Annotated in this window: 33 protein-coding genes and 2 pseudogenes; 3 read left to right on the plus strand and 32 right to left on the minus strand. The window is 71.0% G+C overall.

Annotation, left to right across the window (positions count from 1 at the left end):
- Positions 1-262: 262 nt before the first annotated feature.
- From AB0F11_RS13570 to AB0F11_RS13600, 7 genes and pseudogenes are all read right to left on the minus strand, one after another.
- Positions 263-994, minus strand: a complete 732-nt coding sequence (locus AB0F11_RS13570; protein ID WP_362172340.1) for a hypothetical protein — start codon at positions 992-994, stop codon at positions 263-265.
- Positions 995-1,756: 762 nt separating this feature from the next.
- Positions 1,757-1,864 (minus strand): annotated as a pseudogene (locus AB0F11_RS13575) (restriction endonuclease); the annotation flags it as partial.
- A gap of 38 nt (positions 1,865-1,902) precedes the next feature.
- Positions 1,903-2,259, minus strand: a pseudogene (locus AB0F11_RS13580) (hypothetical protein); the annotation flags it as partial.
- A gap of 89 nt (positions 2,260-2,348) precedes the next feature.
- A complete protein-coding gene (locus tag AB0F11_RS13585) occupies positions 2,349-3,173 on the minus strand; it encodes a hypothetical protein (RefSeq protein ID WP_362171972.1) in 825 nt (274 codons plus the stop codon).
- Positions 3,170-4,072, minus strand: coding sequence for a sigma-70 family RNA polymerase sigma factor (locus AB0F11_RS13590; RefSeq protein WP_362171975.1), 903 nt, complete (start codon positions 4,070-4,072; stop codon positions 3,170-3,172). Before AB0F11_RS13590 ends, AB0F11_RS13585 begins: the two co-directional genes overlap by 4 nt.
- Positions 4,069-4,296, minus strand: a complete 228-nt coding sequence (locus AB0F11_RS13595) for a hypothetical protein (RefSeq protein WP_362171976.1) — start codon at positions 4,294-4,296, stop codon at positions 4,069-4,071. The genes AB0F11_RS13590 and AB0F11_RS13595 overlap by 4 nt, the downstream gene beginning before the upstream one ends.
- 844 nt (positions 4,297-5,140) lie before the next feature.
- On the minus strand, positions 5,141-5,722 hold the full coding sequence (locus tag AB0F11_RS13600; protein WP_362171979.1) for a restriction endonuclease: 582 nt from the start codon (positions 5,720-5,722) through the stop codon (positions 5,141-5,143).
- 373 nt (positions 5,723-6,095) lie between these two features.
- On the opposite strand from AB0F11_RS13600, the gene AB0F11_RS13605 reads away from it, so the two are divergent.
- Together AB0F11_RS13605 and AB0F11_RS13610 are read left to right on the plus strand one after the other, a co-directional pair.
- Positions 6,096-6,812, plus strand: a complete 717-nt coding sequence (locus AB0F11_RS13605; protein ID WP_362171982.1) for a ParA family protein — start codon at positions 6,096-6,098, stop codon at positions 6,810-6,812.
- Entirely contained in the window at positions 6,809-7,951 is a 1,143-nt protein-coding gene (locus AB0F11_RS13610; RefSeq protein ID WP_362171985.1) for a ParB/RepB/Spo0J family partition protein, read from the plus strand. Before AB0F11_RS13605 ends, AB0F11_RS13610 begins: the two co-directional genes overlap by 4 nt.
- A 370-nt stretch (positions 7,952-8,321) precedes the next feature.
- On the opposite strand, the gene AB0F11_RS13615 is transcribed toward AB0F11_RS13610, so the two are convergent.
- From AB0F11_RS13615 to AB0F11_RS13700, 18 genes are all read right to left on the minus strand, one after another.
- A complete protein-coding gene (locus AB0F11_RS13615) occupies positions 8,322-8,987 on the minus strand; it encodes a hypothetical protein (RefSeq protein ID WP_362171988.1) in 666 nt (221 codons plus the stop codon).
- Positions 8,984-9,415, minus strand: a complete 432-nt coding sequence (locus AB0F11_RS13620) for an RNase adapter RapZ (RefSeq protein ID WP_362171991.1) — start codon at positions 9,413-9,415, stop codon at positions 8,984-8,986. Before AB0F11_RS13620 ends, AB0F11_RS13615 begins: the two co-directional genes overlap by 4 nt.
- A gap of 88 nt (positions 9,416-9,503) precedes the next feature.
- A complete protein-coding gene (locus AB0F11_RS13625) occupies positions 9,504-9,923 on the minus strand; it encodes an NUDIX hydrolase (RefSeq protein ID WP_362171994.1) in 420 nt (139 codons plus the stop codon).
- A gap of 13 nt (positions 9,924-9,936) precedes the next feature.
- The gene (locus tag AB0F11_RS13630; protein ID WP_362171997.1) at positions 9,937-10,119 is read right to left on the minus strand and encodes a hypothetical protein; all 183 of its coding nucleotides are present in this window, start codon (positions 10,117-10,119) and stop codon (positions 9,937-9,939) included.
- Entirely contained in the window at positions 10,116-10,601 is a 486-nt protein-coding gene (locus AB0F11_RS13635; protein WP_362171999.1) for a hypothetical protein, read from the minus strand. The genes AB0F11_RS13630 and AB0F11_RS13635 overlap by 4 nt, the downstream gene beginning before the upstream one ends.
- Complete coding sequence (locus AB0F11_RS13640) at positions 10,598-10,801, minus strand: hypothetical protein (RefSeq protein WP_362172002.1); 204 nt, start codon at positions 10,799-10,801, stop codon at positions 10,598-10,600. Before AB0F11_RS13640 ends, AB0F11_RS13635 begins: the two co-directional genes overlap by 4 nt.
- Before the next feature lie 88 nt (positions 10,802-10,889).
- Complete coding sequence (locus AB0F11_RS13645; protein WP_362172004.1) at positions 10,890-11,192, minus strand: hypothetical protein; 303 nt, start codon at positions 11,190-11,192, stop codon at positions 10,890-10,892.
- 98 nt (positions 11,193-11,290) lie between these two features.
- Positions 11,291-11,629, minus strand: a complete 339-nt coding sequence (locus AB0F11_RS13650; RefSeq protein ID WP_362172007.1) for a hypothetical protein — start codon at positions 11,627-11,629, stop codon at positions 11,291-11,293.
- 229 nt (positions 11,630-11,858) lie between these two features.
- Positions 11,859-12,839, minus strand: a complete 981-nt coding sequence (locus tag AB0F11_RS13655; protein ID WP_362172010.1) for an ATP-binding protein — start codon at positions 12,837-12,839, stop codon at positions 11,859-11,861.
- Between the two features lie 86 nt (positions 12,840-12,925).
- Positions 12,926-13,435: a hypothetical protein gene (locus tag AB0F11_RS13660; RefSeq protein ID WP_362172013.1), complete on the minus strand. Its 510-nt coding sequence runs from the start codon at positions 13,433-13,435 to the stop codon at positions 12,926-12,928.
- A 104-nt stretch (positions 13,436-13,539) separates the two neighbouring features.
- Positions 13,540-13,812: a hypothetical protein gene (locus tag AB0F11_RS13665; protein WP_362172016.1), complete on the minus strand. Its 273-nt coding sequence runs from the start codon at positions 13,810-13,812 to the stop codon at positions 13,540-13,542.
- Positions 13,812-14,060: a hypothetical protein gene (locus tag AB0F11_RS13670; protein WP_362172019.1), complete on the minus strand. Its 249-nt coding sequence runs from the start codon at positions 14,058-14,060 to the stop codon at positions 13,812-13,814. The genes AB0F11_RS13665 and AB0F11_RS13670 overlap by 1 nt, the downstream gene beginning before the upstream one ends.
- Positions 14,061-14,078: 18 nt before the next feature.
- The gene (locus tag AB0F11_RS13675; protein WP_362172022.1) at positions 14,079-14,540 is read right to left on the minus strand and encodes an RRQRL motif-containing zinc-binding protein; all 462 of its coding nucleotides are present in this window, start codon (positions 14,538-14,540) and stop codon (positions 14,079-14,081) included.
- 270 nt (positions 14,541-14,810) lie between these two features.
- Entirely contained in the window at positions 14,811-15,176 is a 366-nt protein-coding gene (locus AB0F11_RS13680) for a hypothetical protein (protein WP_362172025.1), read from the minus strand.
- 108 nt (positions 15,177-15,284) lie between these two features.
- On the minus strand, positions 15,285-15,836 hold the full coding sequence (locus tag AB0F11_RS13685) for a hypothetical protein (protein ID WP_362172028.1): 552 nt from the start codon (positions 15,834-15,836) through the stop codon (positions 15,285-15,287).
- A 19-nt stretch (positions 15,837-15,855) separates the two neighbouring features.
- Positions 15,856-16,419 (minus strand): hypothetical protein, encoded by a 564-nt coding sequence (locus AB0F11_RS13690; RefSeq protein ID WP_362172030.1) that lies wholly within the window; start codon positions 16,417-16,419, stop codon positions 15,856-15,858.
- A 123-nt stretch (positions 16,420-16,542) separates the two neighbouring features.
- Positions 16,543-16,797 (minus strand): hypothetical protein, encoded by a 255-nt coding sequence (locus AB0F11_RS13695; RefSeq protein WP_362172033.1) that lies wholly within the window; start codon positions 16,795-16,797, stop codon positions 16,543-16,545.
- A 31-nt stretch (positions 16,798-16,828) separates the two neighbouring features.
- On the minus strand, positions 16,829-17,641 hold the full coding sequence (locus AB0F11_RS13700) for a hypothetical protein (RefSeq protein ID WP_362172036.1): 813 nt from the start codon (positions 17,639-17,641) through the stop codon (positions 16,829-16,831).
- Between the two features lie 112 nt (positions 17,642-17,753).
- Here AB0F11_RS13700 and AB0F11_RS13705 point away from each other — a divergent pair, with 112 nt between their 5' ends.
- The gene (locus AB0F11_RS13705; protein WP_362172039.1) at positions 17,754-17,948 is read left to right on the plus strand and encodes a hypothetical protein; all 195 of its coding nucleotides are present in this window, start codon (positions 17,754-17,756) and stop codon (positions 17,946-17,948) included.
- A gap of 82 nt (positions 17,949-18,030) precedes the next feature.
- Here AB0F11_RS13705 and AB0F11_RS13710 read toward each other — a convergent pair whose 3' ends face one another.
- The 7 genes from AB0F11_RS13710 to AB0F11_RS13740 form a co-directional block, all read right to left on the minus strand.
- Positions 18,031-18,501, minus strand: a complete 471-nt coding sequence (locus AB0F11_RS13710) for a hypothetical protein (protein ID WP_362172328.1) — start codon at positions 18,499-18,501, stop codon at positions 18,031-18,033.
- Between the two features lie 109 nt (positions 18,502-18,610).
- Positions 18,611-18,817 carry a hypothetical protein gene (locus AB0F11_RS13715; RefSeq protein ID WP_362172042.1) on the minus strand — a complete coding sequence of 69 codons (207 nt, stop codon included), beginning with the start codon at positions 18,815-18,817 and terminating at the stop codon, positions 18,611-18,613.
- Between the two features lie 29 nt (positions 18,818-18,846).
- Positions 18,847-19,038, minus strand: a complete 192-nt coding sequence (locus tag AB0F11_RS13720; RefSeq protein WP_359236813.1) for a hypothetical protein — start codon at positions 19,036-19,038, stop codon at positions 18,847-18,849.
- Between the two features lie 73 nt (positions 19,039-19,111).
- Positions 19,112-20,551, minus strand: a complete 1,440-nt coding sequence (locus AB0F11_RS13725; protein WP_362172045.1) for a transfer protein — start codon at positions 20,549-20,551, stop codon at positions 19,112-19,114.
- Entirely contained in the window at positions 20,548-21,390 is an 843-nt protein-coding gene (locus AB0F11_RS13730) for a hypothetical protein (protein WP_362172047.1), read from the minus strand. Before AB0F11_RS13730 ends, AB0F11_RS13725 begins: the two co-directional genes overlap by 4 nt.
- Before the next feature lie 81 nt (positions 21,391-21,471).
- Positions 21,472-21,906 (minus strand): hypothetical protein, encoded by a 435-nt coding sequence (locus AB0F11_RS13735; RefSeq protein ID WP_362172050.1) that lies wholly within the window; start codon positions 21,904-21,906, stop codon positions 21,472-21,474.
- A 10-nt stretch (positions 21,907-21,916) separates the two neighbouring features.
- On the minus strand, positions 21,917-24,244 hold the full coding sequence (locus tag AB0F11_RS13740) for a hypothetical protein (protein WP_362172053.1): 2,328 nt from the start codon (positions 24,242-24,244) through the stop codon (positions 21,917-21,919).
- Positions 24,245-24,248 lie beyond the last annotated feature (4 nt).

Genomic DNA, 24,248 nt, shown 5'->3' on the forward strand with positions numbered 1-24,248 from the left:
GCCTCCGCCAAGCGCGTCCAGCGCGCGACCGGCATCTACGAACTCACCTGGTCCATGGGGGCCGGTTGGCGCTGTTTCGGCCGCCCGCGCGAACACCCGCGACGCCCTCTCCAGCTGCGGGGGCGTTGAGAGCCGCTTCTTCTCCGGCAACCGGCGCGCATCTGGTGACCCGTCTTCAGGGACCACCTTCGCTGGGCGCGCGCTTGCCGCCGCGGCACCGGCAGGGGCATGTAGTCGTGGTTGATCTGCCGGCTGCGACCCCTCACGAGGTGCAGGTGATGTGCCAGTCGATGCGGTTGGATGTCTTGGCCTTGTCGCCGAGGATCACCAGCTGGGCCCAGCCAAGGCCCACGTCGCCCTTCTTGTCGACTCCGAGGTCGATCCGTGTGGCCACCTGTTGAACATCGGAGTCGGTGAAGTTGATCGTGTGGACGTCCGTGTCGGCAATTTTGCCGGTGCCGATCCAACGGTATTTCACCGTACCCGCGTCCGACGTCACGATGGTCGCGAAGGCAAGGATGTCGATCGGTTTCGGTGCGGCACCGCAGGGATAGTCGTCGTTCACGAAAGAAGCCTTGTTCACGTTGTGGATGCTTGCCTCCACTGAGGCGACGGTGGCGTTCTTGTTCTTCGTCGCATCCTCGTCGCCCGTTTTGGCCACCTTGGTGCACTGCACCCAGTTCCGATTCCCCTGTCTGACCTGGTAGTCGGCGTAACCTTGGTCCTTCTTGGTGAAGGCGCCGGAGGCGGAGGCGGACGTCGTGCTCCGGCCGTACTTCGACTTGATCTGCACCGGGCCTTCTTTGAAGCCGGACCCGGTCAGGTCGTACGTTGGCTTTCCGTCGCCACCCGGCTGTCCCTTGACCAGGGCGCACGAAGCCGAGGGAGCCCGTGAGGAGACACTGGCGCCTTCCTCTGGCGACAGTGCCGCCGCCGGCATCGTCAGCGACGACGCCATGATGGCGCTGACCAGGGTGAAGCGGTAGCGGTTCATGTGATCCTTCTCCGCGGAATCAGGACGAGGGACCCTCAGGCCCACACGGAACGGGGTCACCGCCAAAAGCCCGACCACCCGTACCGCTGGCCGCCGGGTCATCCCGTAAGCCCTCCGGGCACGACGCCCGGTGCTGTAGCGGTGGCAAACCAACGCAGCCCGGCGGCGCGGCAGCATCTCCGGCCTGCCCCTCAACCAGCCGGTAAGCGTCAGACGAGCGGCAGGCAGCCGACTTCCATCGTTGCGCCGCGTGCCAGTGGTGTCCACTGCAGACGGCCTCGCCGGACCTGGGCAAGGTATCCCGGGCTGTGGCACGGGTCGGGCCACGGTGGGTCCCGGGGCGCCGTTCACCGACACCCGACACGCCAGCGCAGTCGGCAAGGCACACCTCGCCGATCTCGACCTCGACGGCCGGATGGAGCACCTCTCCCGGTACGAGCCGGCACCGCTGACCCCGCGCACCGTCACCAATCCCCGCCGTCCTCTTCGACAAGCTCGACCGTCACGGCCCAAACGCCCTTGAGTTCGACCTCCCGGAGTACTCCGAACAGAACGTGTTTCGCGGCGCTCTTCCTCACCCTGCCCAGCCAGGACGCCACCTGCGTCGCCCTCGCACTGCCGGTTGGTGCCGGACCAGCCGATGTCCAGAGCGAGAAGCGCGGTCAAGGTGGTGCCGCTGTTCCAGAAACCGAGCAGGCCGACATCGACGAGGACCAAGTTGTGGCGGGCGGCGAAGGCCCGGGCCTGTGTGGTGAACTTGCAGGCGGCGACGAGGAGCGGGACGTCCGCTCCGTGTTCGCTGCGCGCGGTGCCGTTGAACTTCTGCAGGTCCGGGCTGCCGACGGTCCGGTGTTCGCGTAACGCTTGCACTGCACCACGAGCTTCCGGCCGTCCGGAAGCCGACCGGTCACGTCGGCGCCCAGGTCGTTCGCGGCACCCTCGCGGCGCACCTCGGTGCAGCCCTCCCGGCGGCAGAGTTCCGCAACGTAGTCCTCGAACCCCAGGGGTTCATCGCCCAGACCGCTTCCATCGACCGTACGGCCTACCGCCAGCGTCGGCCTGGCTGATCCAGTACGGGATCGACACCGACTGCACGCCGATGCTCCGGCGACTGCCGCGTCACCTCCGGCCGGGTCCGGACAGCCGCACGCCCCCAAGTCCTCGACGCCGTGCGCCACCCCACAGGTCGAAGCGTGCGGGCGCTGCCCGGGGCCGGACAGCTTCTCGGCACCGGCGAGCCATAGGAGAGTAGCTGGGCGCCGCATGGCCTGGCGCAGGCTCGGTCCGGCCAGTGCCCGGTTTCCGCACAGGTCCGCTCCCCCGCCTGTACCGGAGGAGCGGACTATGAGGTGCTTCAGTGGGCCGCAGCTTCATCGACCTTGCGGTGGGCCCGTCGAGTGGCCCGGTCGGCGTCTGGCCGCAGGGTGTGGTCGGCCTGGGGGCGGGCCGGGAGGTCGCTGGTGCGCTCGGGTTGGTCGGCGGCTGCGGCCAGCAGCGTGCGGATCTTGTGGGCGAAGTCGGGGCCGGGCAGGGGCAGCTCGCTTTCGGGTTCGCGAAGGTAGCCGACGGCCACCGCGGTGGGCATGTAGGTCATCAGCCTGGTGACCACGGCGGACCGGGGGCGGCTGGCGTGTCGGGCCAGGCGGCGCATAACGCGCAGAAGTGTGGTGCTGGAGGCGCCGTCGTCGTGGTGGAGAACGAAGGGGGCTCCGTCGAAGTGGATGGTGGTGTGCACTGCGGGTGCGTCGGCGTCGGCCTTCTCGGTGGGCGTCTCGTCGGTCTGGGTACGCCACCAGCGGGCGGTGTGGGTCTCGCCGAGGGCTAGGTGGTGCAGGTAGAGGCAGTAGGCGGCGGCCGGGTGGCCGGCTCCCGCGGCGTATTGCCACCAGAACCGGGCGCCGTCGTCGGCGTCGGTCAGCTGGAGCACGCAGGCCAGGATCAGGGCGCTGCGGGGTTCGGGAACTTGGTCGGTGACGAAGGCAGCGACCGTGGTTGCTGGGGCGTGGTGGACCAGGGTCTCGCACAGTGCGCGTAGTTCTTCCGCGGCGGTCGTGTGCGACGTCTCGACCGCGACGGGGCGATTGCGGGGACTGGTCTTTCGGGGTGGGATGGTGTCGCGAGGCACGGCTCGGTCGGGGGCGAGTAGCGCCCTGGACAGCAGGTGTTCGAGCGTGGTCATGGAGTGGGTCCTCCGGTTCGGGGCGGCAGCTCGATGGTGTCGTCCAAGAAGCGGTTGGCGTGGCGTTCGTCGGACCGGACGGCGGCCAGGGGGATGCCCAGGAGGTCGGAGACCTGTTTGGGCGGGAAGCCGCACAGGCGCCGAAGCACCATGACGTCGAGTTGGGCGTCGGGCAGCTTGCTGATCGCGGTGAACAGCTCCAGGCTCTCGGCCAGCTGGTCGGGCTGGTCGTGCGGGCTGGCGTCGCGCAGGGCGACGGTGTCGAAGGCGGCTTCGGCCAGCACGGGGCGCTGGTCGCGGTAGTCGGCTTTGGCTTTGACGGTGGCGCGCAGGATGTTCCAGGCGTAGCGGCGGATGTCGGGGCTGGCGAGGGCTTCGTCGAAGCAGAGCCAGAGGATCGCGAAGGTGTCGTCGACCGCGTTCTTGCACGTGTCGGCGGCGAGGAAGACTCCTGCATAGGCGAGGTAGCCGTCCATGACCATCTGGCACAGGGCCCCGTGTTCGAGTGGCCGGCCGGAGCGGGCGGTGGCCACGGCGGTGGAGCCCTCGGTGGACCGTTCGACCCAGTCCCTGCTTTTGCCGGCGTCCATGGCCGCTTGCTTCCACAGCCGATACAGGGGCCAGCCGGGGATATCCAGCTCGCCGGCCAGGCGGTGGATGACCTCCCAGCGCGGGTAGTGCCCGACGCCGCGTAACAGCTCCGACAGCTTCGATTTGGCCAGGACCTTCAGGCTCAGGTCGCTGAGGGTGCGGCCGCTGGCCAGGTATCGGTCACGGGTCGGCTCCAGCCAGGCGCGGTGCGAGCTGCTGACCGTGTCCGCGATGGGGCCGAGCTTGCGGCCGGGGCGGCCCGGGGCCGGCTCGGAAGCCGGCCCCGGCGTGTTGAACGACGTCGTCACGAAGCGCCGTCCTCTTTGTCGGGCACCGCCGCGACCCGGTGCCCGGACGCCGCGGTCCGCGAGCGGGAACCGCGTACGACCTGGGTGACCGTCAGGCCCAGAACGGGCGCGAGCCCGGCGATCAGGCCTGCATGTCCCATGGCAGCCATCAGCGCGCTCCACCCGAAGACCACCAGCAGCACCAGCGCCAGCGCCGTTGCCGCCGCTATGTGTTTCCTGTTCATCACCGTTCCTTGGTGTCGTCCGTGATCATCCGAAAGACCCCTCGTCCGGAGGGGCCTCCAACAGACGGGTGCCGAACCGCAGTTGAAGGAGCATCAGCATGGACCGGCACACGCGGATCACGCGACGTGATCAAGGAATTACGGAACATTAGGAGTCGGAGACGGTCGGCGTACGGCCGGAGATGACCATTCCGTTGCACGTAGAGCGCACCGAAGGCAGCGGACGCATGAAGTTCCCGGTTTTCCTTGCAATCTCACCCCGGCACCCCGTCATATGGAGATAGGACACCTCGGTGTCGACCCTTCCATCCGGAAGAGGTGTGCTCCCCGTGCCGAAGATGGGGAGCACGCCACGTGTCCTCGCCCGGCCTGAGATAGAGGCCGGGCGAGGACAGCACGCGCCCCCCGGCAGGGGGAGATGACCGTAACGCAGGCCACTGACAACGCGGCGTGGCGAGGTGGGTGTACGGTTCCTGGTCGACGCGGACGTGCTACGCCCGATCGCCGCCGGTCCAACGAGATCCAGCGGCCCTGCCGACTGCGGGCGACAGGTTCCCCCGGAACGTCCGATCCACGGCGACTCTCCACTGGGGCGCAGGGCCGGCCGCGACGGGCGTGCTCTCACTCTCGGTTGCCTTGGCCGCCTAGGGGACCGTGCCGTACGCCCGGGTCCTCGACTCCGGACAGGGGGCCCGCCGGGCTCACCTCGACGGCGGCTGCACAGACCGGGTGCACTGGACAGCCGCCCGACGCCCGATGTCCGGGCATCGCGGCCCCAGCGCCGCCGACGGACTCGGGAACTGCTGGAAAGGCATCGACGCTGTCTGCTGAGCGGCAGGAGAGTTCAGTTGTCCGGGGCCAGCTTCCGGTTGGTGCCGGAACGGCTGATGTCCAGGTCGAGGAGCGCGGTCAAGGCGGTGCCGCTGTTCCAGAAGCCGAGCAGGTCGACATCGACGAGGACCAGGTCGTGGCGGGCGGCGAAGGCCCGGGCCTGCTTGGTGAACTTGCAGGAGGCGACGAAGAGCGGGACGTCCGCTCCATGTTCGCTGCGCGCTGTGCCGTTGAACTTCTGGAGGTCCGGGCTTCCGACGGTGCGGTGCTTCGCGTAGCGCTTGCACTGCACCACGAGCTTCCGGCCGTCCGGGAGCCAGCCGGTCACGTCGGCGCCGAGGTCGTTCGCGGCACCCACGCGGCGCACCTCGGTGCAGCCGTCCCGGCGGCAGAGTTCCGCGACGTACTCCTCGAACTCCAGGGGGTTCATCGCCCAGACCGCTTCCATTGACCGTACGGCCTGGATCCGTGCCTGCTCCGCCAGCCGAGCCTTCTCCGCCTCGGCCTCCCGACGTCCAACCCGGACTAGGACCCCGGCCAGGGCACCCACACCCAAGACGGCTAACACCACCAGCACCACCGTGCCTGTTCCCATTCTCTGGCCCTCCCCCTGCGTCGCTGTCAGCCAGTACAGCTCCCCATCGGCGCCGCGCTCAATCCCGACCCTTGGAGCGGCGTCAGTCTGCAGGTGCCGCGGCGTGACGGTACGGCCGGAAGTTGGCCGTGGTCCCGGCACGTCGTGTGGCGCCGATCGCTGCCCAAGGCGTCCGAGGCCAGAGTCGTCGTGCGCTTTGGCCGTTGCGATGCCCACTTCGGTTCGTGAGAGCGGCTCGCTCTGGCTCTCAGACTCATAACCGGGTTATGGGCGTGCAGCGACACCAGGCCCCAGGGATTCGCCCCATTGGTGATCATCTGGAATGCTGTCCGCGTCCGAAGTACCAGCACCATCGGGAAGTAAACGGAACTCCATGGCACACGTACATGTGATCGTGAACCAGAAGGGCGGCGTGGGAAAGTCCACGCTGACCGTGAACCTCGCGGCCGTCACCGCCGAAGCGATCGGCACCCAGCCTGACGGCACCCCCTCCGTACTCGCCGTCTCTGTCGACCCCCAAGGCTCTACCTCCTGGTGGGCCGACCGCGTCGGAGACGACCTTCCGTTCCTGTTCACCCAGGCGCACAAGGACCTCGCTGGCCTGAGCAAGCTACGACAGGTCAAGGGCGTACGGCACATCTTCGTCGACACCCCTGGCTGGCTCGATCTGTCCGAAGACGACGACTCCGCCGACCCGCTCGGCGACGGACGCGCAGCAGAGATCCTCCGCGCTGTCCTGGACAACGCCGACTCGGTCATCCTCCCCATCGAGCCGGAGCCTCTCAGCTTCAAGCCCACCCTGCGCACCATCAAGAAGGTCGTGGAGCCTCGCGGCCTGCCTTACACCGTTGTGATCAACAACTGGGATCCACGCGACGGTGACGTCGACTTGAAGCAGACTCAGGAGTTCGTCCAGAAGAGCTGCGGGAGCCTCGCTCGTACCGTGATCAGGCACTACAAGCTGCATGCACGTGCGTCTGCTGAAGGGACAGTGGTCACGCAATACCCCGCCAACCGGGTAGCGCTGCAGGGGCGGCAGGACTTCGACAAGCTGGCTCTGGAGATCGCGCTGAACGGAGTGAAGAAGTGAGCCGCCGCGTCAACCTCGCCGACATGCTCGACGGTGAGCCTCTGGAGGAAGCAACCGAGGCGCCGGTCAAGCAGGACATCCAGCTTCAGCTGGCGGACATCGCGGACAACCCGGAAAACCCTCGCGGTCACATCGATGAATCGGACGAGGAGTTCATCGGCCTCGTTACCAGCATTGCTGAGATCGGTGTCACCAGCCCCATCGCGGTCTGTAACGCCGAAGCCTTCGTCAAATCGCACCCTCAGCACCAGGCCACCGTGGGCGGCGCTCGCTATGTCCTGCTCGCCGGCCACCGCCGTGTCCACGCCGCCCGCAAAGCCGGCCGGGACAGCGTGCCTGGGATCGTTGACGACTCGGGCGCCAAGGACCCCCTGCTGTGGGCACTCGCCGAGAACGGCCAGCGCGTTGGCTTGGACCCCATAAAGCAGGCACAGGCTCTGTACCTGCTGACGGAGAAGCCCCCCATCGGCAAGGGACTGTCCCAGGGAAGGGTCGCCAAGGCCATCGGGCGTACTCAGCCCTACATCTCCCAGCTCCTGCTTCTACGCAGACTGGTGCCCGCCCTCCAGAACCTTGTGGCAGCGGGAACACTCTCGGCCCGAGATGCCCGGGTATTCGCCCGCATGCCGGCCGATGAGCAGCTGACCGCCTACGAACACAGCCTTACCCCGAAGGCAGCTGAGACCAGACCTGTGGGGGCGGGCTCGGGCAGCACTGCGCAGCAGGCTTCGCCCGTGGCAGTGCAGTCTTCCCATCCCGCTCCTGAAGGCGGGGATTCCGGCGTAAGTGAACTCGCCGTCGCTGCCTCCACCCATAACCCGGTTATGGGTACGTCCGGGAGCCGGACTGCGGCAGACACACCTGTGGCGGACAGAGAGGTCAGCCCGTCGGCCGACGGGACGGCTCAGGCTGCGCCCACAACGCTGATGCAAGGCGCCGCGCAGCCGGACGTCTCGCAGGCCGCGACGCCCGGTGGCGAGTCGGCAATCCCCTCGCAGGCACGTGGGGAGGAGATGGGGATGCCGGGGATGCCGTGGCAGGATCCGCAAGCTCTGTCTGAGCTCATCTCCCGCAACATGACCATCAAGAACCGAGCGGCGTTGACCATGCTCCTCATCGAAATGAACAGCACACGCTGACCCTCACGTCTGCCCACCGCGATGGCCGCCGCCCTCATGGGCGGCGGCCATCTGCCTTCTACCAGGACATCGCCGCTCCCTATCCCGCACCCATAACCGGGTTATGGCCACCCTCAGAGCAGCTTCCCCGCGCCCCGCCGGGATCGCCGGGGCCTCATAACCCGGTTATGGGTTGGCTCTGATCTCTGACACCACCGGCACAAGACCGACCTGGAAGAGGCCGCCATGGATGGAGTAACGGTTGCCGCTGGTGCGGTGCAGTGACAGGCAAATCTGGCGCCCATCAAGGATGGCGGCGCCGCCACATACAGGAGGGCAGGAGGGGCGGGGGCGGTCACGAGAAACCCACGCCCTGATTTCCCGGGTGGGGTCAGATGGCAGCTCGCAGGAGCGCGACGGCATCGTTCCCGTACGGGTCTCTGTAGCCCTCGTGGTCACTCACGTCGAACGGCGCCTCCTTCGCGATGACCGTCCAGCCGGGGATGACAGTGGCGGCCCTGTCCTCCAGCTCGCCGTTGAGACGGTCGGAGTCGCGAGAAGCGAGCCAGGTCTCGGTGTACGGGCCGATGCGCAGCATCGTGCGGGTGGTGCCGTCGGCCCCGCGGGCTTCGACATGGACGCCGTAGCGGGCGGGGTCCATGCCGATGTCGTCGGGCAGGGGCAGGTTCGCGGCGGCGTGGGTGAGCATCGCGTAGGCCGGCTGCCAGGCGCCGAGGATCGTGGTCGTCTCGCAGCGCAGCCAGCCGCGGTCGGTGTAGCCGAGCTGGCGGCCGTGGAGGTGGGCGGCGGCGTTCGGGGCGTCGGGGTGGACCAGGGCGACGGCGATGGTCTCGGTGCCGTGGTCGTCGCCGGGCCGGGTGTGGGCTCGCTCGATGTACGGACCGATGCGCACAGCGACGTCGCGGCCGCTTCCAGGCGTCCAGGGCTGCGGGGAGCGTACGGCGGCGAGCATCGCGCGGAATTGGTCGACGACGGCCTGGTCTTCGGCGGAGATGGCGCCGGGGGCGTGACCGCAGCGGCGGAGGCGTCGGATCATCGGGCGGTCTCCTGCTCGGGGTGGGCGGTGCGGGCGGGCGTCTTGAGGACGCGCGGGAGGTGGACGTGGCGGTGTTCGACCACGACTTCGTGGCCGCGGGCTCGGAGTTCGCGGGCAAGGAGTTCGGTGAGTCCGGATGCCCTGTGCTTACCTCCTGCACAGCCGATAGCGATGTGGCGGGGGCCGGCGGGCAGGTCGGCGTAGGCGGCGAGGTTGGCGAGGAGCTCTCGGGCGCCGGGGGTGTTCAGGACGATGTCCTGGACGCGGGGGTTGAGGCCGTCGAGGTCGAGGATGTCGCGGGCGGCGGCGGGGTCGCGGAGCCGGTCTCGGACGTCTTCGATCCGGTCGGCGGCGGGCGGGACGGGGGAGCCGTCCGGGCCGGTGGGCAGGTGCAGGTAGCCGAACGAGGTCAGACGGATCGGGCGCATGAAGGTGCCTCCAGGTCGCTAGTGAGGAGCAGAACGGCGGAGCGCCGCCCCGGCCGGGAAGGCGGGAGCGGCGCTCGGGTGGGGGCTCTCAGGAGTTGGGGGTGATGGCCGTGCTGATGATCTGGGCGTGGTCGAACGCCAGCTGCTCGGGGAGGTCGCTCAGGGGCCACCATCGGGCAGCGCGGGCGTCGTCCCCGGCGATGGCCTGCGTGCCGTCGGGGACGATCGCCATGTAGGCGAAGGTGACGTACCTGCCGCGCGGGTCACGGTCGGGCTCGTCCCAGATGCCGATCTGGTGCAGGTTGCCGACGGGCACGTAGACGCCGGTCTCCTCGGCGAGCTCGCGGGCCGCAGCCACGAACGGCGCTTCCCCGGAGTCGACGTGTCCTCCGGGCAGCGCCCAGGCGCCTTCGAAAGGCAGCCAGCCGCGCTCGATCAGCAGGACGTGGCCGCTGGGAGTCAGGGCGACCACGTCGGCGGTGTACTGGATGGTCTCGGTCTCGGTCATGTTCGCCTCTCGGTTAGGGGTGGGTGGTGTCGGTGACGACGAGGAACTGGTCGCTGGCGAGGTCCATGACGACGCGGGCTTCGGTGCCCTGGGCGCGCTGGGCGGCGGCGTATTCGTCGGCGGGCCAGGAGCCGCGGGGGTGGCCGGCGGGGAACCGCTCCAGGACGGTGCGCTGCGCGGGGAACGTGGTCGTCATCGCGCGGTGCCGTTCTCGAAGGCGTCGATCAGGTCGCTGATGGCGTCGGGGGTGGGGGCCTCGCCGATCCACTTCCCGTCCACGGTGAACACCGGGACGCTGTCGCGGTCGGCGTTGAAGACGGTCGCGTAGTTGCCCCAGCGCTCGAGGACGAGGTCGTACAGCACGGGGGCCGGCGCGGCGTTCAAGACCTCCAGGGCGTCGACGGTGAGTCGGGCCGGGGCGCCCTCGGTGGTGGGCTGGACAAGGGTGCCGGTGACGCGGAGGAGGTCGCCGGGCTGGATCTCGCGCAGCAGCACGCCGGTGATGCGTGGGTCGGCGGTGGTGCAGGCGTACACGGTGTCCGGGGTTTCGGGGGCGATCCGGTCCGCGTCGGCGGGGGAGTGGATGAGGTCGAACGTGGCGGTGCCCCAGCTGGTGCCGGGGGCCGGGATCGCGTCGACGTAACCGTCTATGGCGAGGTGCGTCTGGGGGCTGGTCATCCTCGGGCCTCCGTCCGGGCCTTGGCGGTGCGGGGGGAGCGGGGTCGGGGGGTGTACTGCGCGCGGAGCAGCAGCTCGCAGTTGCGCTGCTGCTGGCCGGGCGTGATCGGGCGGGCCTTGGGGCCGCGGCGGTGCCACAGCGGCGAGGCTGGCGGTTCCGGATAGGCGAGGGTGTGGTCGACGTCGCGGTGGGACGACATACTTGGGTCTCCGTCTCGTCTCGTACGGGATAGAAGGCCCGGGCAGGCGCCTGGATTGGACACCGTGTGCGTCTGTCCCGGGGCAGAGCTACAGCTCGAAGGGCTGGCGGGTGAGCCAGCTGTACGGGCTCTTCCAGGGGCCGGCCTTCGCGGCGGGCCAGTCGAGCTCCCAGCCGGGCCGGTATCCGCAGGCGCCCCATCCGTCCGGGCGTCCGTGGGGGATCTCGCGTCCGGCCTCCGCCGCGGTGCGGGCGGCGTCGTAGACCTCGTGGGCAGCCTTGATGGCGGCGGTGCCGCTGTCGGCCCGGCCGGTGAAGACGTGCACGCCGCGCAGGCCCGGTGATTCGGTGTTCCGTATGGGGACGTCTACCTCGAAAAACTCTTTGGCCATGACGTCCAGCTCCTCTCGTGCTCGCGGTGGTGAGGGACCACCGCGGCCGCCCCGGCCCCGGCCGGTGGCGGCAGGGGGCGGGGCGGCACGGAGGACCATCACCCGAGCGCGGTCGGGACCTCGTAGACGTCGATGACGTCCTCGCCGCCGGACCAGGTGCCGGGGGCGTGGCGGATGTAGACGATGTGCAGCGGGGAGCCGTCGCGGGCGGCGATCTCGTACTCGTGGACGGTGTGCTTCTTGAGGGCGGAGCGGACGGCCGGGGCAACGGACCGGTCGGGCAGTCGGGACGGGAACGGCTGGAACTTGGCGCCGTTGACGGTGGTGTACTGCAGGGCCTGGCGCGGCCAGAGGCGGCTGGCGTTCATCGCGCCGTGGTCGCGCAGGGCCTGGGTGTGGGCGGCGTAGTACGCCTTCGCGGTCGCGGACATGGGCATGGACGGGTCTCCTTCGGGTCAGAAGCCGAGGTCGAGGTGGACCGTGATGGGGATGCGGTGGTCGCGTAGTCGCGGCGGGGGTTGTGGACGGTGCGGCGGTGCGCGGCGAGGCCGGCGGCGCCGCCCTGGATGGGGAGCTGGCACGCGACGCAGCCGTACAGCCACTCGTCGCCGGCCGGGAGGTCGGCCGGGGTGAGCGGGTGAGGGTGCGGGCCGTCGGCGGCGCGGCTCACGCGCGGGCCGCTTCCGCGTACTGCGCTTCCAGGTCGGCGCGGCCCTCGGGGTCGTCGGCCTGGTCGTCGTTCTCGTGCGGGCCGTGGACGGTGCAGCGCACGTCCGGGTCGTTCATCAGCTCGCCGGTCAGGGCGCGCAGGAGGTCGGTCACGTTGTAGACCGGCGCCCACGCCGGGCCTTCGCATTCGTCGTCGGCGGGGCAGCCGACCAAGGCGTCGAAGCCGACGTCGCCCGCCCCGTCGACGTCGGTCCGTTGGGCGAGGACGATGCGGTCCGCTCCGAGGCGGATCTCCGCGACGCGGTCGCCGCCGGCGAGCTGCGAGCCGTCGCGCCAGTGCCACAGCGGCAGGATCTCGGGGCCGAAGTAGCGGCGCACCAGGAGCAGGTCGCCCAGGCCCTCGCTGCCGTCCCAGCCGAGTTCCGCGCGCCGGGTGTCGCTGAGAGGCTGGAGCAGCGCCTCCAGGCGGTAGAGGTTGTCCGCGACGACGACGTGGTCGAAGCCCTCGTCGGGCAGGCCGGGCCAGGCGGCGACCATGGCGGCGTGCTGGGCGAGGACGGCATGCTCGGGCACGCGCCGGTTCGCAGGCCGGGCCTTCTGCCGGGCGACGCACACCGAGGCCGGGGTGGGGACGACCAGCGCGACCGTGGGCACGCCGTGGCGGCGGGCGGTGGCGATCAGGTTGGCGCGTGCGGCCGGCTCGCAGTTCGTGGCGTCGACGACCGTCATCTTCCGGCGGGCCAGGCGCGCCTCCAGGACAGCCTGGAGCGCGCGCACGGCGTCGCTGGTCGCCTCCTGGCAGCCGGGGTCATCGCTGACCAGGGCCCGGAACCGGTCGAGTTCCAGCACCTGTGTGTCGGACCAGGTCTTCGCCCACGTCGACTTACCCGATCCGGCCGCGCCGATCAGGAGCGCGAGCGAGGGTTCGGGGATGGTCGTGTCGACGGGCAGCGCGTGGTCCAGGCGGAGCGGCTTCATGCGGGGTTCTCCCTGCGGGTCGAGAGGACGGGTTCGGAGCCGGGCGATCCCGGCGGAGGCGCCGAGGCGGTCGGTGCGCGGCCCGGTCACCGGGTGGTCGCCCTGGTGGTGGCGATGAGCGCGGCGACGGTCTCGCAGCCGTGGTGGAAGGCGCCGTCGAGGTGGAACGCACCGTTGATGCCGAAGTCGGCCAGGCGGTAGAAGCCGCCCTTTCCGGTCCTGTCGGCGAGCTTCTCCAGCAAGCCCTTGCCCGGGACGCGTCGGTCCGCGGCGTAGTGGGTGCCGAACGAGACCGCGAGCGCGGCGGCGGCCGCGGCGGGGTGGACTCGGATGCCGAGTGCGCGGGCGCCGAGCCCGGCGACGATCGCCTGCGTGGCCACATAGGTGAGGCAGTGGTGGAGGCACGCGGCACGGCCGCTGGCGGTGCCGTGGGTGGTCTCCTTCTCGGTGACGGGGTTCTTGTAGGTGACGGGGTGGTCGTCGGAGGCGCCCTTTACGCGGGCGCAGAAGTCGTTCTGGACCCAGAAGTCGCCGATCGCCGATCCGGCGCGGGTCAGTCCGAGGAGGGCGGCGAAGACGGCGGGGCGGTGGGTCATCCTGTGGTTCTCCTGATCTCGAAAGGGTGAAGGAGGGGAGCAGCCTTTGCTCGGGCGGCGGCATCCTGGTCTCGGCGCCGGCCACCGGCCGGGGTCGAGGCATGTCAAAACGGGGGCTCGTCCGGCCAGGCCGGGACGGGCAGCAGTCGGATGCGCAGCTCGCGTCGGGTGGACCAGCAGCCGCACGCTTCCATCTCCGGGAAGGCGCCGGCAGTCCACCGGCCGCCGATTCCGTGGCAGTGTGGGCAGCCCGTCCGGGGTTGGGCAGTGACCTCGATGCGGTACCGGTCGGCGTGCAGACGCCAGGAGCCGGCCTTGAGCGTGACGGCCGCTGCGAGAGGAACGGCCGCCAGCAGCAGGAGGGTTCGGGCGCGCATCAGGTGAGCGGGATGGCGCGGCAGTTGTTGGCGTGGGTGTTGGCCTGGTCTCGGGCCTGGGACAGCCGGTGCTGGTCGTAGATGTCGTTCCCGTCCTGGCAGCCGTGGCAGTGCCACCGGTGGTTCTTGTGGATGGAGCCGGTCCCGGTGACGTCGAGGTAGGTGCCGCCGACGGTGACGTAGCGGATCTGGAGGTTCTTGGGCCGGTCGGGCTCGGTGAAGGCGGAGGTGCGGACCGTGGTGGTCATGGGATGTCCCTTTGCGGGTCAGGCGGCCAGCCGGTGGGGCACCGGAGCCGTGGTGGTGAAGTAGGTGTCGGGGCTGGGCTCGTAGCCGCGGTGGCACGGGTCGCAGCAGCCCTGGGTGCGCAGCGGGAGGCAGAAGTAGTACCGGCGCTGGCACCGGGGGCAGGTGGACCTGGCGGCCATTGCCCGGTCCAGCGCCCGTTCCTGCGCGAGTGTCGGCACCCGCTTGGGCCGGGCGAGCTCCACGTCGTAGAGCCAGCCCCTCGTGGGGTGGTTGCAGGACTGGTCGGGCCTGAACGCGCAGTACTTGCAGCGCAGGACCGCGACCGGGTCGTGCCCGCCGGGGCTGAGTCCCTTGTCCCGTAATTGCCTGCGGGTGAGGAGGCCCTTGGGGATGGCCCCGCGGTCATGCTCCGGCAGCGTCGCATTGGAGCGGGGCACTCGCTTGATCTCGCGGCGCCGCTTCCTGCGCGTGCGGGGCATCACCGGCTCCAGGAGCCAGGGATCCGGGCGGGGTGGTGGGGGTAGCGGGGGCCGGGGCGCTGCGGGCGGGGCCGGCCGATCCGGCGGCGCGGGCGGGGGGTAAGCACAGGCGGTTCCTCCAGTCGTTGGTGCGGCAGCGCCGCACCCGCCGACGGCCTGCTGGTGTCGGCGGGGCAGCTGTGCAGCGAGGGTGTGGGCCGTGGACGTTGGGTGCGCTCCGGTCGTGACCGGCTATGCCAGCCCCGGCGTCTGCGGCTTTCGGGGGCGAGCTCAGTGGGCGGTGGTCCGGACGGTGTCGGCGAGCAGCACGGCCAGCTCGTGGCCGTGGTCGACGGCGTCCTCCAGGTGCTCGATGAGCGTGGGGGCGAGGCCGCGGTTGCGGGCGCCGGTCAGCAGGCCCTCGAGGTAGAGGACGTCTGCGAGAACCCGGCCCCGGATGTCCAGGACGCAGGGCTGGACGTGCAGGGCATCGGTGTTCTTCTCGGTGGCGAGAGCCGCGTGGTTGGCGGCCTCGGCGTACACGGTCTCGGTCTGCTCGGTCAGTAGGCCGTCGACGGCGGCGGTGTCGCCGTAGGCGCGGCGCCATCCGAAGCGAGCGGCTGCGGCTTCCATCAGGGTGCGGCGGGTGGGGGACACGGTGACCTCCGGGGGAGGGGCGGTCGTCCGGTCTCGGCTGACCGGGCGGACACAGCCCGGCCCCGGCCGCCGGCATGCGGCGAGCGGGGCCGGACAGAGCGCGGCCGATCAGCTCTCGGGGAGCCTCTGCAGGCGGAAATTGGTGCCCCACTCGTTGACCGAGACCTTCAGAACCTCGGGTTCGGCGTCGGCCAGGCGCATCAGCTCAGCCGTGATCCATTCGTTGGTCCGTTGGAGCACCAGGCGGTGAAGGTCGAGGTGGAACAGGTACAGGCTCACGTTCTCGTCCCGGTTCCGCAGGCCGTGCACAAGGGTGCGCAGCTGCTCGCGGGCGGTCGCCTCGTCGGGGCGGGCTGGGATCTCGCGCGGCAGCGCCCGGCATCGGGCCGCGTGGGTGTTGGCGAGCTCGGCCGCCTGCTCCAGGGTCAGCAGGGTGCCGTACGTCGACGTGCGCCGGGTCGTCTGGTGGTGACAGCCGAGGCAGGCCACGACGTGGTACCCGGTGCTGCGATAGACGAGCACGACCGCGTGGCCGAGGTTGTAGTACCGCTCGATGACGGTGACGCCCTCGGGCGTCCAGGTCTCGCCGGTCTCCGGCCACGGATCGGGGGCTGGTGCTTCGACGGGCTCGGGGCGGCGGATGAACCAGGTGAGTGCCATGGGAGCTGCTCCTTGTCGGTCAGGCGGTGGTGATGCCGGCGATCTGCGCGGCCTGGGTGCCGGTGAGGGTGAAGTCGGGTGCGGCGAGGAGCGCTTCGGCGACGGCGGTGATGCGGTCCCACTCGCGGTCGACGATGTGCTGGGCGGTGGCCATGACGTGGTCCCAGGCCAGGCCGCTGTCGGGGGCGGGGTTGGTGTCGCTGACCTGGATGCCCTCGGCGGCGAGGATGCTGAGCGCCATCTGCTTGTCGTGGTCGGCCTCGCAGAGGCGGGCCGTCTCCGGGGTGAGGCGGCCGGCCTCGGCGAGCTGGTGGAGGTCGGCGGCCTGGCCGGCGGCTCCGCAGACCACGGCGACGTCCAGGTAGGTGCCGAAGGACCTCGCCCAGGTGGTGGCGCCGGTCCAGCCGGTGACGCCGTCGCGGGTGATGGTGCGGACCCGGACGCGCTCGCAGGTGAAGCCGACCAGCTGCCCGAGCACGGTGTGGCCGGCCTCGTGGAAGGCGAGCCCGCGCTGGATCAGCGGGAGCGGGGTGAACTCATAGCGCGCGTGCCGGTAGGGCGTGTGGTGGTCGAGCTCGTACATCGCGTCCTTACTCCTGCCGGTCGATCTCGTTCGCGGTTGTGGTGGTGGGTGCGGCCGGGCGGCCTGTCCGGTCCTCGCCGCTCCCGCGGGGCGGGGTGGGCGAGGGCCAGGCAGGGCGACGGGTCAGCTGGCGGTGCGGGTGCGCAGCAGGCGGGTGGCCCACGACCGCAGCCGGTCGAGGCGGGTGGGGTGGGTGTGCCGCCAGGCGGTGGGCCACACGCCGTCCGCGGTCGGAAAGGAACGGGAGGCGCCGCAGGTGCAGGTCCAGGCGTACGGCTTGGGGCGGGTGTCGTCGCGGGTGGCGGTGACCTCGGCCGGGGCGCCGTCGTGGCGTCCGTGGAAGGTGCCGGCCCAGAGCTCGTTCTCGTTCAGCTTCATGGCGCGTTCCTCTCGGGTTGGGTGGTGGCGGTCAGCGCTTCTGAAGGGGGTGCACGTTGTCCGGGGTGTCGTCGGCGTCCGGGGCGGCCGGGGCCGGGAGGTGGATGTGGGGCTCGATCTGGTGGCCGGCGTTGTGGATGTGGGTGAAGAACGCCGGGCGCAGGGTCAGTCCGCGCAGGGCGAAGGTCGAGGCGGCGGTCCAGGCGAGGACGGCGAGGCCGGTGGCGATGGTGCGGCCGTCGGCGGGGGCTGCGCTGTGGACCATGGCGATGCTGGCCGCGCCCCAGGCGGTCCAGGTGATGCGGGCGCCGCTGCTGCGGGCGAAGCCGCCGATCAGACCGAAGAGTCCGACCAGCTGCCAGACGGTGTAGACGGTGGCGCCGGTGATCGGCAGGGAGGTGGAGTGTGCGGCGATGTACGTGCGGATCGGCTGGTCGATGACGGCGAGGATGCCGCTGGAGGTGTCGGTGCCGACCTGGACGCGGGGCGCGGCGGTCAGCAGGCTGTGCAGGATGGCGGCCAGGGCGTCGGTGGCGCCGTCCAGGAGCAGGATGACGAGGCAGATCCCGGCGAGGCCGAGCGCCGCCTTCAGCCAGGTAGCCATGCCGTGCCAGCCGAGGTCGGGGGCCTGGCGCAGGTCCTCCCAGCGGTCGCGCAGGACACCGCCGGCGTCCCAGGCGTCGGCCCACCAGGCGCGCAGGGCCTCCGTGCGCGTCGGCTTGTCCTCGAGTTCTTCGAGCAGGGGCGCGGCCGCGGGGAGGCCGGCTGCCTGGCCGTGGGTGGCGGCCGGGTGCTCCTGGCGCGGGCCGGGGATGTTCGGGGTGCGGTCGTTGTGGTCAGCCACGGTCGGCTTCTCCTTCAAGCGGTGACGGCGCGTACCGGATGGGCATGGCTCTGTTGCCGGGCCTGGTGGTGCGACAGGCTGGGGCGAGGTCAGTGAGCAGCAAGGGGGCGCGATGGCGGTGGAGTTCGAATCGGTGATCGCCGACGGGGTGATCTATCCGGCGTTCACGGACGACGACGGTGTGCTGTGGATCGACGACGAGGACGACTACGAGGTCGTCGTCGATCACGCGATCGTCGACGGGGTGATCTATGAGGCGGAGGTCGATGAGTACGGCCGCCTGCTGATCTACCTGGACGACGACTGAGCGCGGGGGCTGCCTGGGCGGCCTGCCCCGTACTCGACTCCCGACCGGCTGAGCGGGGTTCGAGTACGACGCAGGGTGTCCGTCAGTGGTGGATGTCGTTGCGGGTGCGGGCGAAGAACATGCCGCGCGTGGTGCTTTTGCTGGTGATCTCGGTCCGCATGGTGACCGGGCCCTCGAAGACGTTCTTGGTGACGGCGGAGCGGGCGCGGTTGATCGCGCCGCCGATCGCGGTGGCGGCCATGGCCAGGCCGACGACCGGCAGGGTGACCATCAGGACTCCGGCGAGGCTGACGGAGGCGAGGCCCTGCAGGACCAGCCAGGCGCCGCAGCCGATGCCGGTGACCCCGGCGCCGACGCCGATGGAGGCCACCGCAATCCCGGCCGCCCAGGCGGGCACGATCCGGTGGTCGGGCTGCGGCACGGGCGGGGTGTCGCCGTAGGCGGGCACGGGAGAGTGGTCGCGGTACGACGTCGGGAAGTGGCCCGGCTGGTCGGTCCGGAAGCTCGCGTCCATGATCCGCTTGGCTTCGGCGGCGGCCTCGGAGTCGGACATCGGGCGGCCGGCGGTGGGGTGGAAGTCCACGGTGTTCTCCGTTCGGGTACGGCCGCGCCCTCCCGGCCGGGGCGGCGGGGAGGGCGCGAAGGGTGGGGAGCGGGGCGGGCTACTGCCGGTGGGCGGCGGCCTCGAACTCGGCGAGCGTCGGGTACTGCAACCGCAGGGTGGCCCGCGGGCCGGTCTCCGGCTCGGGCTGCTCCTGGACGCCGTTCTTGCGTCCGGCGAGCAGCAGCTGGTTCAGCAGACGGCGGGCCTCGGGGTCGGTGGCGAGGACGGTGGCGGCTTCGTCGACGACGAACAGGGGGCGGTTCATGGCGGGCTCCGATCGGTTCGTGGGGCGGGTTATCCGAGGGTGCTGATCCATCCGGCGATGCCGCTGATCGCGTTGTTGATGGCGGGCGCGATGCCGGTGGAGGCGAGGGAGAAGCCGAAGAGGATGGCGGCGAGCGCGGGCCACAGGCGCAGGTTGCCGGTGCGGACCAGGATCACGACGATGATTCCGGCGAAGAAGACCAGGGAGATGGTCAACGCCACGGTGGGGAGCTCCTTCGGGAAGGCCGGCGGCCGGGCGGGCTCGGGGCCCGGCCCGGCCGGGCGGTGGGGGAGGTCAGTTCCTGATCGCGGTCAGGGTGTTGCGGACGCTGCCGAGCTTGACCTCGCGGCCGCCGTCGGCGTTGACGAGCTCCAGGATCTGGAGGGCGTCCAGCGGGTCGTCGTGCGCGTCCAGGACGGCCTGGATGCGGTCGCGCAGCGTGCGGGCCTTCGGCTTGGCCGCGGCGGCCGGGACCGGCGAGGGTGCCGCCTTGGCGCCGCCGCCGCTCCTCTTCTTGTCGCCGCCTTCGCCGTCCTCGTCTTCCTCAGGCTCGGGGAAGACGGCCCGGTACGCCTCCATGCCGTCCAGGCGCTGACAGTAGGCGTCGCCGATCAGGCCCCAGGCGTCCTCTTCGACCTCGGGCGGGGCGCCGGGTCCGTAGAGGTCGAGGACCTCCGGGTCCAGGCCCTCGGTGGGTTCGTTGGAGCCGATGTTCCAGAACCGCATCTTGCTGGTGGGGTAGCGGCCGTTGACGTTGTACGCGGTGCCCTGGGTGCCGGGCAGGTCGCTGTCGTCGTGCTCCTCGTCGAACTGTGAGACGAGGTCTACTTCGCCCGCGTACTTCGGGATTGGCGCGAGGACCTGCCCGGCGGGCAGCAGGCCGTCGGTCACCAGCTGCTTCATCATGCTGGACGTCCAACGGAGCAACACGACCTCGCCCTCCTTCAGCATCGCGCGGAGGGTGTCGCTGCCGCCCATCTCCTCGAGGTGGCCGGCCTGGGCGAACAGGCCGATGCCGACGCCGAGGGAGCGGCCGGTGCGGCCGATGTCCTTGATGTAGAACGTGGCCTCGTCCCTGTATGGGGCGCCCTTTTCGAGCAACCTGTTGGCCTCGTCGATGATCTGGTAGATCAGCGGGTCGGGCCGGTCGCGCAGGAACTTGGAGCGGCCCAGGCGGGCGTAGCGCTCTTGGCGGTCCATCATGGTCAGCCACGTCGTGCGCAGCTGCGCCATGGTCCCTTCCTGCGTGGTGACCCGCCAGGCCACGTTTCCGTCCAGGCCGGGCCCGGCCTGCCCGAACGCCTCGGGCGCGGACTGGCCTCCCTTGAGGTCGGCGTAGAGGACGGCGATCCCGGAGCGCTTCATCGCGGCGAGGATGATCTGCCCGGCGGTGGACTTGCCCGCGCCGGTGGTGCCGAACAGCAGCAGGCGCTGCGCGGACCCGGACGCCGGGTCGTACAGCCGGAGCAGGGAGGGCCGGCCGTTGTGGTAGCGGCCGATCCAGATGCGGCCGCGGGCGTCCATGACCAGCATCTGCGGGTCGGCGAGGATGACGCGGGCGAGCGGGTCGTGCGGGTAGATGGTGACCAGGGCCTTGGTGCCCATGACGCTGGTCTCGACCGCGAGTCGGTTGACGTCCGCGATGTGCAGCGCCGCGGCGAGGCGCTGCGGGTGGTAGGTGATGATGTCGCCGGGCTCGGCCGCTTCCACGGTGAGCTCGTAGATCCTGCTCATGCGGGGAGCTCCTTGGTCTCCTCGTCGGGGATGTCGACGGTGCGGATTGCGGTGATGACCGTGGAGGGCATGCCCTTGGGGGCGATGAGCTTCTCCCAGGCCGTGTAGATGTCCAGGGCCTCCTCGGGGGCCTGGCCGACGGTCAGGCGCCGGACTCCGGCGCCCTGGCGGGGCACGGGGGTGATGGCGATCTCGTCCTCGGGCCAGTTGATGGCCGCGGACAGCTCCAGCAGGTCGATCTTCGGGACCGGCTTGCCGGGCAGGGTGGAGCGGATGACGGCGGTCATCGAGTGCTCACCGGTGCGTTCGATCTGCTCCAGCAGGGTGTTCGCGGCGGCGCCGCCCTCGATGGCGACCTGCTGCGCCCAGTACGCGGCCATCGGGTGCTGCGGACCGGCCTGGACGTCGTCCTGGACCAGGAGCGCGCGGGTCTGCTCGATCGCCTCGGGGGTCAGGGACTTTTCGCGGCCGACCAGGAGGCGGGCCACGCGGGCGGGGCGCACGTACAGCACGGCGGCGGTCCAGCCGGCGTCGGCGAGGAGCTCCCAGTACCAGTCGATGCCGGGGATGATCCGCTGCGCGGTGAGCAGGACGGTCATCGAGACGGAGGGGGCCATGTAGAGGCCCATGGCGGTGTTGCCCGTGGCGTCGCGGCGCAGGGTGAGGGACCAGGCGGCGCCCCAGCCGGCGCAGCCGAGGGCGGCCAGGACGGAGGGGGCGTAGAGGTTGTGGGTGAAGGCGCCGGTGGCGAGCGCGCCGGTGCCGACCACGGTGGCGACGCGGCCGACGGCGTTGCGGGCCAGGGCGAAGCGGCTGCGCAGGGGTCCGAGGCGGATCATCGGTGGGCTCTCCTTCGAGGGCATAGGGAAGGGCGGCGAACCTTTCGGGGTTCGCCGCCCTTCGTGCGGTGCGGGGGGTGGTCAGCGGTTGCTGTAGAAGGTGCGGTCGGCCATCTCGATGCCGTCGGGCATGTTGTTGGCGGCGTCCGCGACCGAGCCGTAGTCGGCGATGTGCCCGTCGGCGGTCTCGTGGAAGAGCGTGGACATCTCCTCGCACTCCACGGCCATGGCTTCGGCTTCGTCCTTGCAGGACCGCATCACGGTCGCCGCTTCGCGGTGTTCGTTGACGGTGGACTGGTCGACGCTGAGGGCGGCGGCCTGGTCGGCGAGCCTGTCGACCGACTTCGCGCAGTCCTCCACGTACTTGAAGGTGGAGCGGACCTGGTTGGACAGGCCCGCCATGGTGGCGCTGGCGGCGGTGAGCTGCGCGACGACGATGCCGAAGCGGACAGCGCCGACGATGGCGGAGCCGGTCCTCTGGAGGGCGCCGCCGATGACGGGTACGAGGTCGGACACGGTGGTTCTCCTATTCGACGTGGTAGTCGCGCTCGGCGGGGGCGGCGTGTCCGGCGTCGCGGACGGCGTCGGCGAGCGGCTTGTGGCGGCGCTCCGCGTTCTCACCCGCGGAGGCGATGGCCTCGGAAGCGGCGGGCAGCTTCTCCGCCAGGGCCTCGGCCTTCGCCTTCACGCTGACCGCCTTCTCGGCGAGGATCAGGACCCAGCCCTCCAGGACGCCGGGCACCTTGAGGTCGACGATCTTCTCGTGCAGGGCCTCCAGCCGCGTCATCATCGTCTCGCAGCCGTCCGCGGCGGCGCGGGCCTCGTCGACGCCCGCCATGATCTCCTCGGCCATGTCGGCGTCGGAGTCGATGACGTCGTAGATCGTCAGGTCGCTGTCCGCGTACTGGGTGTTCGGTGCCTTCGTCGGGACGGGCACGGTCACTACGGTTCCTCCTTTTCGTGCTGCGGGAATCGCTCCGGCCGCGACCCCCGCGCGGCGGCGGGCCTCGCGCTGGCGTGCCTCCCAGACCTGGCCGCCGGCCTGTTCGACGGTGATGGTCGTGCCCTCGGCGTAGCCCCAGCCCGGGGGCGGCCCGAACCCCCCGGCCGGTGCCGGGTCCGGGCCGGGAGTCGTCGCCGAGCTGGTGGAGCTGGACGAGTCCGACTCCGGCTTCCCGGAGCGGCGCGCACCCGCCCGCTCCCACCAGCCGCGCAGTGAACGGCGCCGGTCGCCCTTCCCCTTGGAGGCCGGGCCGGTCGGCGTCGGCCCGGTCGTGCCCGTGCTGCCGGTGGGACCGGCAGCCGGGCCCGGTCCGGGCTTCCGCGGCTTCTTGGTGAGGCGGACCTTCTTGCGCAGGTTCACCTTCGACGTCGGCGCCGGACCGGCGGGCGCGCCCGGCCCCGGCTTCCGGGGCTTCTTGGTGAGCTTGACCTTCTTGCGCAGGTTCACCTTCGGGGCCGTACCGGCCGCAGTGGTGGGCTTGGGCTTCTTCGTGAGGCTGACCTTCGGCTTCGCCGTGCCGCCCGGTGTGCTCGTGGGGGGCTTGGGCTTCTTGGTCAGGTCGACCTTCGGCGTGCCCGGCGTCGCCGTCCCGGCCGGGGCCGGCTTCTTCTTCCCCTTCTTCTTGCCCTTGGGGACCGTGGTCAGGACAGGCGTCAGGTGCTTGCGGCGCTTGTTCAGCCGCCGCTCCGATTCCGCCGCGATGGCTGCCGGGAGGGTGACCCGCCCCTTGCCCGTGCGCCTCGGGGGGCCGCCGGCGCCCGGCTTCCGCCCGCCCTTCTTGCCCTTGCCCTTGCGGCCCCTGGAGGGCGCGGGCGAGGACGGCCGCTTGCTGCCCGGCTTCGAACCCGTCCCGGGCTTCGTGCCGGACGAGCCCGGCTTCGTACCCGTGCCCGCGCTGGGCTTCGTCCCCGAGCCCGTGCCGGGCTTGGATCCGGACGGGCTGGTCTTCGACCCGGGCCCGCGGCCCGGCTTCGAGCCGGAGGACGGTGTGGCGCCGCCGCCCCCGCCCGACTTGCCGGAGGAGCCGGAAGTGCCGGTGCCGTTCTTCGGCTTGCGGCCGTTGCGGATCCGGTCGGCGGCCCGGTCGCGGACGGCTCCGGAGAGGCTTCCGGAGCTGTTCCTCGTGCCGGTTGACAGGGTCTTTCCACCCCCAACTCCGGGCTTTCCACTGCCCTTTGCCCCGGGGGTCTCCAGCGCGCCCCTGCGGCCCCCGCCGCCGCCTCCACGCCCGCCGGTGCCCAGCGAGGGCGTACGGCCACCAGAGGCCCCGCCAGGGCCCTTGGTGGGCGCCTTGGATCCGGAGGCGCCCGGCGACTTGGAACCGCTGAGGGAGCGGAACGTGCTGGGCGGGGAATTCTTTCCGGAGTTTGTCCGGCCTCCTCCGCCGCCTGACGTGCGGGTGCTTCGGCCGAATTCCGGGCCGGGTTGCAAGCGGCCTTTCTGGCGGGCCGCTTCCAAACCGATTGCGGCTTTATCGGCTGCCGCCTGCTGCTTATCCGCAATGGCCCGGTGGTGTTCGTGGCGGGCTTTCAGATAAGCGGCGGCATTCCACGCGCCGCGCATTGCGGCGACGGTAATACCGGCCATCATCACCACCGACATGGCGGCGATTTCCTGCCCCTGCGGGCTGTCCGGGATTCCAGGGTCCGCGTGTGCGGCCGCGGTGTCGCCGCCTCCGCCGACGTCGGAATTCCCGGCGACCAGCAGCGAGGGCGGGGGCGCCAGGGTGGGCAGGGCGGTCAGGGTGGGGGTGTCGGCCCCGGGGGCCGGCGGGGCGCTGCCCACCGGCCCCGGGATCGTGAGCCCGCCGGGGAAGCCGAGGACGGTCCCCCCGGCGTCGTCGTCGGCCATCGGC

The sequence above is a fragment of the Streptomyces sp. NPDC032472 genome (assembly GCF_040636955.1).
GTDB lineage: Bacteria > Actinomycetota > Actinomycetes > Streptomycetales > Streptomycetaceae > Streptomyces.